General features: G+C 63.6%; 10 protein-coding genes. 2 read left to right on the top strand and 8 right to left on the bottom strand.

The genetic code is table 11. The annotated features are described in order from the left end of the window. Positions 1-291 precede the first annotated feature (291 nt). Positions 292-1,536: a glucosidase family protein gene (locus tag AC1EJR_RS00785; RefSeq protein WP_441591241.1), complete on the top strand. Its 1,245-nt coding sequence runs from the start codon at positions 292-294 to the stop codon at positions 1,534-1,536. 73 nt (positions 1,537-1,609) lie between these two features. Here the strand turns inward: AC1EJR_RS00785 and AC1EJR_RS00780 are convergent, their stop codons facing one another. The 8 genes from AC1EJR_RS00780 to wecB all read right to left on the bottom strand — a co-directional run bounded on the left by AC1EJR_RS00780 (position 1,610) and on the right by wecB (position 10,670). Continuing rightward, the gene (locus AC1EJR_RS00780) at positions 1,610-2,410 is read right to left on the bottom strand and encodes a hypothetical protein (protein ID WP_477146796.1); all 801 of its coding nucleotides are present in this window, start codon (positions 2,408-2,410) and stop codon (positions 1,610-1,612) included. 2 nt (positions 2,411-2,412) lie between these two features. Continuing rightward, positions 2,413-3,252 (bottom strand): YaiO family outer membrane beta-barrel protein, encoded by an 840-nt coding sequence (locus AC1EJR_RS00775; protein WP_092293990.1) that lies wholly within the window; start codon positions 3,250-3,252, stop codon positions 2,413-2,415. A gap of 151 nt (positions 3,253-3,403) precedes the next feature. Next, entirely contained in the window at positions 3,404-4,408 is a 1,005-nt protein-coding gene (locus AC1EJR_RS00770; protein WP_255370786.1) for a prenyltransferase/squalene oxidase repeat-containing protein, read from the bottom strand. Beyond that, positions 4,405-5,502: a bactofilin family protein gene (locus AC1EJR_RS00765; RefSeq protein WP_092293992.1), complete on the bottom strand. Its 1,098-nt coding sequence runs from the start codon at positions 5,500-5,502 to the stop codon at positions 4,405-4,407. Before AC1EJR_RS00765 ends, AC1EJR_RS00770 begins: the two co-directional genes overlap by 4 nt. A 2-nt stretch (positions 5,503-5,504) precedes the next feature. Beyond that, positions 5,505-7,082, bottom strand: a complete 1,578-nt coding sequence (locus AC1EJR_RS00760; RefSeq protein WP_092293994.1) for a glycosyltransferase family 2 protein — start codon at positions 7,080-7,082, stop codon at positions 5,505-5,507. 64 nt (positions 7,083-7,146) lie between these two features. Beyond that, the gene (locus tag AC1EJR_RS00755) at positions 7,147-8,925 is read right to left on the bottom strand and encodes a polysaccharide deacetylase family protein (protein ID WP_177219900.1); all 1,779 of its coding nucleotides are present in this window, start codon (positions 8,923-8,925) and stop codon (positions 7,147-7,149) included. A 145-nt stretch (positions 8,926-9,070) separates the two neighbouring features. Next, positions 9,071-9,406, bottom strand: a complete 336-nt coding sequence (locus AC1EJR_RS00750; RefSeq protein ID WP_477113134.1) for a hypothetical protein — start codon at positions 9,404-9,406, stop codon at positions 9,071-9,073. A gap of 79 nt (positions 9,407-9,485) precedes the next feature. Further along, positions 9,486-10,670: a non-hydrolyzing UDP-N-acetylglucosamine 2-epimerase gene (gene wecB, locus AC1EJR_RS00745; protein ID WP_477146795.1), complete on the bottom strand. Its 1,185-nt coding sequence runs from the start codon at positions 10,668-10,670 to the stop codon at positions 9,486-9,488. Positions 10,671-11,481: 811 nt separating this feature from the next. Here wecB and AC1EJR_RS00740 point away from each other — a divergent pair. Then, positions 11,482-12,471 carry a Bug family tripartite tricarboxylate transporter substrate binding protein gene (locus tag AC1EJR_RS00740; protein WP_477105180.1) on the top strand — a complete coding sequence of 330 codons (990 nt, stop codon included), beginning with the start codon at positions 11,482-11,484 and terminating at the stop codon, positions 12,469-12,471. Positions 12,472-12,479: the final 8 nt, after the last annotated feature.

Below are 12,479 nucleotides of genomic sequence, written 5' to 3'. Positions count from 1 at the left end.
TGCCGGACAGTCGGGTGTTTGCCGGTGCAGCGCGGCTTACGCCGCCTGCACCGTTTTTTTGGGGGCATCAGGCGCCATCGTCGATGGGTGCCCTGCGGTAATATCCTGCGCTGCCTTTTCAGCCTGGCGACGAGCAATGCACGCGTGGTAAGCGTCGCTTTGCGCGCTCGATCCAAGGTGTTTTCTTAGGCAAGTGATCAACCATTCTCCTGTGCTGTTTAGCGCAGGGTGACCTCGACTGCCCCCGCGCTTTTCTCCGCTTGTAACAGTTGGCAACAGCGAAGCGCTCCCTTGGCGTTTGACGCCTTGGGGCAGCATCCCTATGCACGCACACCCATCGTGCGCTCGGCGAACCCCGATTTACATCAATCAAGCAATCCAAGTATGGAAGTGAAATCTCTACACCCTTTGCATGACCTTCCCACCAAGGGAACGGTTCTGTTGACCGCTCTTGTGCTGACCGTAGCCGGTTGTGGCGGCGATGGTGACCCTGCAGAATCGACTGCCGCGGCCCCCACCCGTCAGGTCGCGCAGGTGAATTCGGGCTTCGATATCCTCGCCAATCTGGATGCCTTGAAAATTACCACGGGCCCCTTTGCCGGCGCCTATCAGGTTGGCGTTGGCAGCAACTGGCTCAATTGGTATTTTGCGAATATCGGCCTGTTCGCCTTCATCAAGGACCGTCCCAATGAAGTTCGGACTTACATGGACTTGTATATCCGGAACGTCAGCCCTGCGAACTACACCATCAACGACGTCAAGTTTGGTGGCGATCTGAATTCCCCGATCCAGTGTCCCGCCGACTCCAACGATTCGTATGCGTCGACATTCCTGTCGCTGGCATCCGAGTACATGAGAGTCACTGGCGACATCGAATGGTTTCGGCGCAACCTGCCAGCTCTCAAGTCCATCGCGTATGCGAATCTGGCTGCCCCGCAAAAGCCGAACGGCCTGATCTCGGTCTTCCGGCAAGACTACGCGCCGCCGACCCATCCGACCTATTGCGCCAGCTTTACGCCGTCAAGCATCGCCTACACGGAAGACAATACGGAAAATTATCGGGGGCTGGTCGATTTTTCCAACGCACTCAAAGCGCTGGGCGATGCGGATGCAAGTTACTACAACCGGGTTGCCGCATCGGTTGCCGCGGGAATTCAGGGCCGATCCGATGGCTCGATCTTTTATGTCGCGGATGCCGAGAACACGCCCAATCCAAATTTCTATCCCGGTACGGTCACGCAGGTGTTTCCGCAGCTCTATGAAGTCCCCTTGTCCGCCGATGCGGTGTCCACACAGCGCCGATATGACAATGGCTACGCCTACCTGAGTGCGCACGCGCCGACCTGGTCCACCCAGATCGATCCGAGCGCAGGCTATCCGTGGATGCTCTTGGGCTACGTCGCGGCGAAACGAGGCGACACGGCGCGCGCGCAGCAGCAGATGGCACTGCTGCGAGCCAATAGCGGAAAGGCGATCATCAACGAGATTGGCTTCTACAAGCGCATTCTCGATGCGGGCGTCAAAGAGACAGGCTAACTTCCTGCGCCGTCGAGGGCCGACGCAGCGCTAAAGGGGCGGGCTGATGCCCGCTTCCACAACGCACTACGCGCTACCGTTCGACCCTCTCCCAACTCATCGCCCACCCATACAACGCAATACATCCGAACACCAGCATCGTGGGACCGAACACAAACGACAGCAGCGGCATCAACAACAATGAACAGGACACCATCAGGTAAACGTGCAACGTCAGCTGCATCGGCACCGCGATGATAATGAACACCAGCGTKAGCAACGTCAGGAATATCTTCTTCGGCCAGGAGAAGTCGAAGATGTAATAGACAAGCGCATGTCCCCATGGCAACAGGAACAGCAAGCTGGCGCAGGTCTTCAGGCCGTTGTCCACATAGCGGCTGGCCGTATACGGAAAGCTATGCGGCGCCACCGCGAAGAACAGGAGCGCCGTGCCCTGGATGAACACCGCGAACAGCAGGAAGTATCGCAACGGCAAATACAGGTCCCGTATCCGAAAGGCCATCAGGCAGACCGCGAGCGTCGCGATCAGCGTCATGCCCCATGTCACCGTGTMCGGCGCCGGTGCAACGACAGTGGTGTAAGGCAGGTTGAAGTCGAACCATGCCACCCGGGTCAACTGTTCGAGGACGACACCATCGATGCCGAGCTTGTCGATCCAGAAGCGCAGCACGCCCGCCCACAGCCAGCTGATATCGTCGCGCAGCATCCACTCGGCCAGGTTGAATCCCGCCGGTACGAGCATGATTCCCGCGATGGTGGGAAGGGATAACGTCAGGTGGTCCAGAGAGCGATGCCTGGCCAGGCACAGGGTGGTCAGGCCAAGCGCGTCGCTCTGGTCGCGGGTGGCGGCAGTATGTCCGTGAGGGTGCGTCATGGCTAGAACTCCGCGAAGACCCCGATTTCCGCCTGCTTGCGCGTATAGGACGGGTTGTCGTAGTAGATGGCGCGCAGGTTGATGCCATAGCGCTTGGTGATCCATTTACGCCAGGTCAGCGAGACCTCATGGCTCTTGAAGTCGCTCAGCAGGGCCTGCTCGCCGGTCAGTTGGTAGGCTTCGCTGCCGCCGTCGTACTTCAATGTGATGAACTGATCCTTGTCGCGGCCGTAGGCAATGGCGACAATGCCGCGATTGGAGCGGACATTGCCCGGGTCGCTGCGGTTCAGCCGTGCGCCCAACTGGAGGATCCAGGGCGCGTCGAAGTAATAGGTCAGGCCAAGCAGCAGGGTCTTGTCGGTATAGACATCCTTGGCGCGGTAGTAGGTAAAGCCAACGCTCGCCACCAGGTTCTTCTTCTCGAGCAGTTTGCGGAACAGCAACCCATCGGCCCGGAACTCGGGCAGGAAGAAGCCGCCCGCGCTGGTGCCGGCGCTGATGAAGCCATACCAGTTCTCGTCGAAGGTGCGCGTGTAGCCCAGGCCGAAGAACGTGCCCTGATCGCCAAAATGGCTCTGGTGGCTGATTTCGCCAGTGACGTAGTCCTTCGGGGTGAAATTGACCCCGCCTCGCACGTACTGGTCGTTCCAGTTGGCATTGTCGCCGGAGAGGTTGGCGTGGCCGAGGCCGCCTTCGATGAAACCGGTGAGCAGCGGCGCGAACGTTCTTGGCGGCGTGGCTTCCGCCTGGGCGCGGACATCGGTGGCGGCGAGCAGTGCCAGCATGCCCAGCAGGGGCAAGGCACGGGTGCCGTTGGTTCTGGTATCGGAGTGCTTTGCCATGCGTATCCTCTCGATCGTGAATCGATGTCGCACGGAAGGCCCTGCCAGGAGCCTCCGGCCCGCAAGCTGCCGATGCACCATACACCGCTTCGCCATGGGCGGTCGATGCGAACTGGCCCGAAGGGCAGGTTATGGTCGCGGGTGATGCAAATCAGCGACACCGCATGCCAGCCGGAGGCGGTGCCACCACCTGTTCCGCAGTGAGGCGTGACGCGAATGCCAGGTACAGCGCCTCCTCCAGGACATTCCAGTGCGTGCCATGCCGGAACTGGATGGAGCGCATGCGCCAGCACGCAATCGCTTCCTTGTCTCCCATCTTGTCGGCCACCAGGGCCACCAGTCCCCACGGAAAGTCGGCCTCGGACATCTGCAGCCAGACCATGCGGTTCTCCTTCATCCACAACGCGTAGGCCGCCGCATGGGGCCGGCTGGCGGGCCGGATATCGGCCAGGATGGGGAAGATCTGCGCCACGGCGTCTGGGTAGAACTCCGACTCGGTGCGTGGCTGGGTGCTGACGAGGTAGCCCAGGTTGGGGCGCCAGAACACCCGCAGGATGTCCTTGTCGAGCTGTTCGGCCTTGCGCATCCAGCCGGCGGCGCCTGCGGCATCGCCGCGGCGCCGGTGATAGTCGCCGACAGCCTTGAAGGCACTCGACACTTCCACGTTGTCCATCAGCAGGGCCACCGGAAGCTTGGCCGAGATCAGGTAGACGCCGGAAGCCGGGGCGCGCAGGGTGTCCAGGTGCCGGCTCGCCTTGTCGAAACTGGCCTGCCACGCCGGCGGCATGCCCTTGGGCGGCGCCGCGCGTACCAGCAATTCCATCCAGACCGCCATCAACGCGTCGTCGGCGTCAGCCTCCTGGCACGAGACGAAGCGCTGGCCTTTCACGCAGTAACGGTCGAAGCGTCCGTCCGCGTGCTGGCGCGGAAGCAGCCAGCCGATCCAGCGGATGGCCGCGGTTCGCGTGGTCATGCCGGCGTCCTGCGCCGCCAGCAGTGCCTTCGACGCAAAGTACGGATCGATCGAGTCCCCGTTGAAATAGGTCGTGATCGCCCCGTCGGGCCGCTGGTAGTCGGCCATCACCAGCTCGGCGGCGCGCGCCGGCGCGGTGAGGCTGGTAGCAATCAGGAGGAGCAGCGTGAGCAATGTCTTCATGGTGTGCCGGGGCATGGTGGAGTGGCCGCATGGCCATCCGACAAGACCCTTCCTCCCTCCGGGGCGCATGCCGCGCCATAAACCACTGTTCCGGCGCACACGCGAAGCACCGGCGCCACCAGGGTGGTGCATTTGTCCGCTGTGCCGATCGTACAGCGCGCGCCGACATCGATCTCGCGCTCGGCGGCCACGGGTCCGGCGATGACGCATTCGCGCGCCACCGAGATGGCGCCCGCGGCAATCAGGGCCCCGTCGATGCGCACCCGCGTACCCAGCCAGATGCCACCGCTTGCCTTGACGCTGCCAATGATGCGCGCCCCGGTGCCGATCCACAAGTCGCCATGCACGACAAGGTCGCCGCGATACAAGGTGCTGGCGGGAAATGTCAGATCATGCGTGACCAGCCAGCGGCCATCCCTGGCTTCGGGCGGCACGATGACGGCATGGGCCCAGTCTCCCCCGGCCGGTGCGGCGGCATCCATGTCGAATGGCACGCCAGCGTGGCGTGGGCCGAACCAGATCACCGCGGCGCTGACCGAGGTGAACTCGCATTCGTCTTCCAGGCGGATGCCGTACAGCGCCGAAGCTGGCCCGAGCAAGCGCCCCTTCGCCTCCACGTGGATACTGCGCGCATGCGCCCAGCGCTGCAGCTCGCTGCCGCTGCGCATCAGGATCTCGCCTTCGGACAGCAGTACCTGCGTGCGATTGCGCCGGCCCGTGGAAATACTGCGGCGGCCGTAGATGGGCCGGGAAAACGTGTGGAGATCCGGAAGCACCAGCGATCCGCCGGTGACGATGGCGCGCTCGCACACGCCATCGAATGCCTCCGCCGCCTTCGGCATGAACTTGCCAGTGACATGGACTACGGGGCCCAGGTCGTCGAGTGGGTGTGCCACGGCGTGCAGGCCGTTGCCATCGCCATGCCGCGCGGCGAGCGCGCGGAATCCCGCCGCCACCGCCGCGACGTCCAGCGTATGTTCGCCATCGATGGCCAGCGGGTGGGTATCGCGGCGGCGCCGCCACTCGATCACGGACGGCAACAGCGGCAGCGCAAAGACCAGCATGGTGAGCGTGCCGAGCAGCAGGGGCCACATGGTCAGCTCCTCTGCCGGTAGCGCGCTGTCTTGTCCCACCGCATTTCGCGGCGCAGCAGGTAGTCGAAGACCACCTGGCTGAAGATGGCGCGCGACACGGCCAGCATGCTGACCAGGAAGCCGAAGTAGTTCAGTGGCAGCAGGCGGATGCGTTCACGTGTGCCGTCCAGGTAGACGGCAGCCGCGATCTCGAAGAACGCCGCAAAATTCCCGAGCGTCCCATACGACATCAGCGCGAACAGGATCACGGCTTCACCGAACAGCGAAAGGCCGCCGGCATAGAACAGCAGGATCGCCATCAGCCAGCCGAGCAGCATCAGCGGCGCCATCATGTAGATGCCGAGCAACGCCACGCCGTCGATCTTTTCGAACAGACCGTGGTGCCKGCAGGTGGCCATCTTCAGCCCGTGTCGAAACAACGCCTGATTGTGGCCCTTGGTCCAGCGCATGATCTGTCGTATGCGCACCGGCCAGGTCTCTGGCACCTCCTCATAGCATTCCGACCAGTTCTGGTAGACCGTCTTCCAGTTGGCCAGCAGCAGCCGGTAGGTCACGTCCGTGTCTTCGGCCAGCACATCGTCGTGCCAGCCGCCCACGCTGCGCAGTGCCCGCATCCTGACGCCGCCGACGGTACCGCCATACTGCGGCACCAGGCTCAGGTTCATGCGCGCCTGCTGGTCCACCTGGTAGCCGCCAGAGCGTTCCAGGTCCAGCAACCGCGTCAGCAGGTTGCTGCCCAGGTTCAGCGGCACCACGCGGCCCATGGTTGCGCCAACCTCGGGATCGAAGAACGGGGCCACCAGTTGCTTGAGCAAATTTACAGGCGGCAGGTAGTCCGCATCGAACACGATGATGATGTCGCTGGCGACGGCCTCGCTGGCATCCTTCAGGGCGGCGGCCTTGCCGGGCTTGCCACTCGTGCGGTGGAACGGCGTGACACGGCCCGGGTATTGCCGGACGAAGTCGTCGATGATCTCGCGCGTGCGGTCGCTGGAGCGGTCATTGACGGGCATGATGGTGAGCCGGTCGACGGGATAGTCCGCGTGCAGCAGGCACTTCAGCGACCCGGCGATCACCGCCTCCTCGTTATGTGCCGCGACCAGCACGGTCAGCGTGGGCCAGTCCGCGATGTCGATGTCCAGGTACGGGTGGCGCTGCTCCCCGAACAGCCGGTTCAGCGTGAACAGGTAGTGACGAACGGCATAGAAGAGCACCAACCCCACGATCAGCATCAGCACGACCGTCATGGGCCGCGCGATCGCCCGGGTTTCCTCGCGCAGGGGCGGCTTCAGCGCCGCGACGTTGGAGCGGGGGCGGGGGCGCAGCGCTGGCTCAGGCGCGCCATCGCTTTCCAGCGTGTCCAGCATCGGCATCGCAACTTCCATCGCGCCGGCACCGGGTCCGGCAGCGGCGAGCGTCACGGTTCCTGGCGACGGCCTGGTGGCGGTTTTCGGAGGGACGGACCCGCGGGCGAACGATTCGCCCCTCACAGGTGCTTCCGTGGCCTTCGTCTCGGGCGCGGACATGCTGAAGACCAGCAGTGCGTTCATCGAGAGAAACAGGCGATACACCAGGCGCATGCTCAATGCCCTCCCGTGTCGTTTTCCGTGGGGCTTGCCATGCTGCCGCAGCCAACCCCGCGCATCAGTGCTTGCCGGCGACGAATGCCAGCGAGTTGCCCCCCGTAGCGGTGACGATCCAGTTGGCGGCATCCCACGTCACCGTGGCGAGTCCCTGCGTCACCACCGGCTGGCTATAGCCGGAGCGCGGCAGGACCCAGGCCATGTCGGTCAGGTCGGTCGGGTGGCTGGCCTGGAACGACCATGCGTTGCCGGTATCGGTGGCCTGCCAGGTGGTCTGCTCGCGACGCTGGCCGAACTGCGCCAGGGTATCCATCGTGTACCAGTTGAACTGCCCGCTGGCCTTCAGGTTGGCGGCTTTGTTGAACAGGGCATTGAGCACCGTCGGGTAGTCGGCGGCGCCCCGCGGATGCATGTAGATCAGCCGGCCGGTGCGATTCTTCACCACGAAGTCGATCAGTTGCCGGTACCAGGTGGTGATGGTGGCAGCCGGAACGTTGAACTCATCGAACTCTTCGAACGTGGCATAGGGCCCGAACGGCATCACCGGGAAGGCACGGATGGTGTTGTTCGACAGCACGCCATTGCGATAACTCCGCGTCGGTGCCATGCCCGTATGGCCGAGGAAGTAATAACTGCTGTTGCCGTTGGCCTCCAGCCAATTGACGGACCACTGCGGTGTATTGCCTTCCGGCGCGGCGTATTCGACGGCCGGTATCGCGGTGGCACTCTCCACGCTTTGCTTGTTCATCACCAGGTACTGCTCGAAGGTGGCCTGGTTGGTCTCGCTGGCGTTGGCGCCCCAGAAATCATGAATCCAGCCCCCATGACTGCCAATCCGGTGCCCCTTGGACAGCAGGTACGCCACCAGCTGTTGGGCCGTGATGTTGCCGGACAGGTTGACGCCTTTGGCGTCACCGCCGGTGATCTGGTCCGGACCCGCCGTGATGGAAATGGAGAAGGGGCCGTTGTTGAAGGTACCCCGGCTCTTGAGAACGTTCGCGGGTGCAACCTGGTCACCCGCGCAGAAGTGCCAGTTCAGCACCAGGCCGCCACGTGCCTGAGGCTGGGCCGAGAGGCGCGCCATCTTCATCAGGTTGCTGCCGAAGTAGCGCAGGAAGCCGTGCATCAGCATGCCGTCCGTCTGGCCCTTCAGGTACGAAAGTGGCAAGTTGACGAACAGCACCCGCCCCGATCCGACATTGCGCAACCCCGCCACGAGACCGAAGTTCGGCGAGGTCACCAGCGCGGTGCCCGTATAGGTGCCTTGGGTGACGAAACTCGGATAGATCAGGAAGCCGTAGACATAGCCCGAGATGCCTTCCACGGGATCGGTGCCCGCCGCATCCCACACCATGGATTTTCCCGGCGGCACCTGCAGGGTCCTGAGCGTGGTCCCCAATGCGGTGATCGGTCCCACGCCAATCATGTTACCGAGCAGCTGGTCGTAGAGCACGTAGTCAACGCCGGCCAGGCTGCTGAGCCGGCTTTTGGGCGATGCATAGAACCCCGTGGTGGTCAGCGCGCCGAAGTCGTACACCAGCATCAGTTGCCCGCCCTGGTTCGCATACGTATCGAGCGCCGCGATCAGCGCATCGCTCGCATTCACATGGACCTGGTCTGGCAGGATCACGCCGGAGAACTGGGCGGGGGTAATCCCCTGCTGGAATTGCGTGTCGTTGATGACGGTGATCTTCAGTCCCTCTTCCTGTGCGGCGTCCAGCCACGCCGAGACGCGCGGATCGGGAAGGCTGAGGCCATCGGGCACCAGCAGTGCGATCTGATTGGTGGCGGCATGCGTCATGGCCGGCAAGACAGCGGCCAACGCGAGCGCAAGGAGCATTAACGCGCTCGTGCGCCGCAGGAAAGATTGGAGTTGGTTGAACACGGTCATCTCCCAACGCGATGAATATCGGTTTGCCTCCCGGTACAAGCCAGGCGGCCGCGACGCGTACATACGCGTATGCGTGCGTGTGCCTGAACGGCCGTCAGTCCGGCTCGGCCGCCGGCGCCGGTGCAAGCGTGTACTGGCCCGAACGCACTTTTGGCCCGGCTTTGACCTTCTTCGGCTGTTTAGCCTTGATCTTGTCTTTTTGCGCCTTGTCCTTGCCCTTGCCGTCGGATTCGTAGGCGAAGTCGAGCTGGACGCCATGGTCGTAGCCTGCCAGCCCTCCGGGGTCCGCCGGACTCGCGGGCAGGTAGAGCGGCGCGCCAGCCGTCGCCGTCGTCGCTTCGCCGCTCAATGCGGCAAAGGTGGTGGCGGGTGCCGTGGCACCCGCGACAGCCACAGCTGTTGCTGCTGCTGCAATACGTGAGAGGTTCATTGCTTCGCTCCTCTTGACCAACTACCAGCCCGGCGGGCGGTTGCGCTGAACCGCCGATGTCGCCAGGACAGGTCCTGTACTACAGGCTGACGGCGTCGGCATCGGCCGACTCGTCGCCGCATTCCCCATATGCACCGGGGTGCTCGCCCTCCAGCGCCTGCACGATGCGTTCGCTGGCGCGGCCGTCGCCGAACGGGTTGTGGGCACGCGCCATTMGCGCGTAGGCCTCCGCATCGTTCAGTAACTGTTCTGCCGCCACGATGAGCCTTGCCGGATCGGTACCCACCAGCCGCGCTGTGCCGGCGGCCACGGCTTCCGGCCGCTCGGTGGTTTCCCGCGTGACCAGTACCGGCTTGCCCAGCGCCGGCGCTTCCTCCTGGATGCCGCCCGAATCGGTGATGATCAGGTGGGCGCGCGACATCAGGAACACGAAGGGCAGGTAGTCCTGGGGCTCGATCAGGTGGATGTCCGGATGCCCGCTCAGGATCGCCTGCACCGGTTCTCGCACGCGCGGGTTGAGATGCACCGGGTAGACGATCTGGATATCCGGATTGCGGTCCGCCAACGCGCGCAGCGCGGTGAACAGGCGCTCGAATGGCGTACCGAAGTTCTCGCGACGATGCCCCGTTACCAGCACGAGCCTGCGCGACGCATCCAGGAAGGGATAGCGCGCGCTAAGTTGGCAACGCATCTGCACATCGGCATCCAGTCGGGCCTTGACCCGCAGCAGGGCGTCAATGCCGGTGTTGCCAGTCAGGCTGATGCCGCAGGGATCGACACCTTCGCGCAACAACGCTTCCCGGGCCTGCCGCGTCGGCGCGAAATGCCAGGACGCCATCACGTCGGTCACGCGCCGGTTCATCTCTTCAGGCCAGGGGGCGCCGAGATTGCCGGTGCGCAGTCCCGCTTCGACGTGTCCGACGGCCACGTTGCGATAGAACGCCGCGAGCGTTGCGGCCAGGGTGGTCGTGGTATCGCCATGCACAAGCATGGCATCCGGCAGGAACCGGTCCAGCACGGAGTGCACGCCGGAAAGCACACGCGTGGTGATGTCCGACAGGCTCTGACCATGGCTGATGACGTTCAGGTCGAAGTCCGGAACGATGTCGAAGAGCCGCAGTACCTGGTCGAGCATTTGCCGGTGCTGGCCCGTTACGCATACCCGGAGATCGAAATTCGCGGATTCCCTGAGCCGATGGATGAGCGGTGCCATCTTGATGGCCTCGGGGCGGGTACCGAATACAGCCAGCACTGTCTTGGGCATGTCGGTCTCTCCTGCAAAAGGGGGTCATGCCGCCGGGGCGTTGGCGATGCTGCCGATCGCCTTTGTCCCCACACTTCCCGCGCGCAGGGCGCTGCGGATTATTACCAGCCAAACATAACCATGGCGCACTTATGTCCCGTGAAGCTACATCACGACAGAGGGGAGCGATGCCTGTGCCACCCTCTCGTAGCACGTTGAATCCACAGAGAATTCGGACAAGTCAGCGAACGCATACATCGCCTCGGGTGTGGAAACGGTTGCAGGAGCGATACGGGGGGCGAACCGTGCATCGGGATCTCGATGCCGACGCGGTATCCGATGCTGCACCGGCCCCCCCCACAACGCCTGAGAAGTCTGTTGCACGGGGCGTGAATTCCATGGGGTGGTGAGATGTCGGCTTTCGGCGTCGTCCGGCAGATGTGTTGCGGGCTCCTCGACCGGAGGGTCGCAACACAATGTGGGCGGTGGAAAGCCGGGGGCACACGTGGAGCGAAATGGGCCTTGTGGACTACAGCAAAGGGATGACGAATGTCGAGCTGCCCTCACCCGGGAGCGCTGAGATCCCTCTTACGACTTAGCCCCCGGGAGTACCGACCGGGAGGGGGCACTGGTTACAAGAATGAACATCGTGCAGATCAGAGTTACCTATTTCCTGAAGTGGTCGCATCACCCGTGGCCCCGGGTGCAAGCCGCTTATCACCTGAGCGGCTAACGACATGACGAATCGGCAGTTCCGGCGCCACGCGTATCGACCTACGATGGTCGGTCTGCTTCATGCGCCCAAGCCCATCTTTTTCCGTTCCCGATCGTCATGCACTTTCCCGCTCTACCTGCGCCCCTGCGCGCCGCGCTTGCGGTACTCGCCGTGCTCCACGCCGCCACCGTGACCGCATCTGCACAACAGCCCTTCCCGTCGAAGCCGATCAACTACGTGGTGCCCTATACACCCGGAGGCACCAATGACAACGTCGCACGGATCATTGCCAGGCGGCTGGCCGAGAAGGCTGGACAACCGGTGGTGATCGAATACAAGGCCGGCGCAGGCGGCACGCTCGGGGCCGGCTTCGTGGCGGCGTCTCCGGCGGACGGATACACACTGCTCAATACGTCGATCGGCAACCTGGCCATCGCTCCGCAGTTAATGACCGTAAAGTTCGACCCGTTTTACGACCTCGTGCCCGTTGCCTATATCGGCAACTCGCTGGCGACGGTGGCTATCAACCCAGCGCTGCCGATCCGAACACTGCCGGAGTTGATTGCCTACGCGCGCGCGAATCCCGGCAAGCTCACGTTCGCCAGTTCGGGCAATGGCACCCCGGGGCACCTGGCTGGCGAACTGCTCAAGCGGCTCGCCAACATCGATATCCGGCACGTGCCCTACAAGGGCAGTGCGCCGGCCGTGGCCGATGTGGTGGCGGGCCACGTGGACCTGGTTTTCGATCCGCTCAGCACGCAGTTCATCAAGCAGGGTAAGCTGCGCGCGCTCGCCTACTTCGGTGGTGCGCGTTCGCCAGACCTGCCCAACGTGCCCAGCATCCGCGATGCGGGTATCAAGGGCTGGGAAGACTCGCTGGCCGGTGCATTCTTCATCACCGCGCCGCGCAACGTGCCGCCCGAGGTGCTGGCCAGGCTGCGTCAGTGGATCGGCGAGATCCTGGCAGAGCCCGACACCGTTGCCGCGCTGGGCCGCGTCCAGGTGGATGTGCAGACGCTGACGGCKGAGCAGACGTCGCAGCGCATCCGCCAGGTACACGAGATTGCCGCGCGTGTGGTCAAGGACAGCACAGTGCAGGGAAACTGAGCAGAGAC

It is taken from the genome of Cupriavidus sp. 05T42, from assembly GCF_056396345.1.
The sequence above is the reverse complement of the archived record's forward strand: the minus strand, read 5'-3'. Positions and strand labels throughout refer to the sequence as shown.

Excerpts from the sequence above, each read along its gene's own strand:
- AC1EJR_RS00755 (WP_177219900.1), bottom strand. The coding sequence starts at position 8,925 with ATGCTCCTTGCGCTCGCGTTGGCCGCTGTCTTGCCGGCCATGACGCAT.
- AC1EJR_RS00765 (WP_092293992.1), bottom strand. The coding sequence starts at position 5,502 with ATGTGGCCCCTGCTGCTCGGCACGCTCACCATGCTGGTCTTTGCGCTG.
- AC1EJR_RS00770 (WP_255370786.1), bottom strand. The coding sequence starts at position 4,408 with ATGAAGACATTGCTCACGCTGCTCCTCCTGATTGCTACCAGCCTCACC.
- AC1EJR_RS00750 (WP_477113134.1), bottom strand. The coding sequence starts at position 9,406 with ATGAACCTCTCACGTATTGCAGCAGCAGCAACAGCTGTGGCTGTCGCG.
- AC1EJR_RS00775 (WP_092293990.1), bottom strand. The coding sequence starts at position 3,252 with ATGGCAAAGCACTCCGATACCAGAACCAACGGCACCCGTGCCTTGCCC.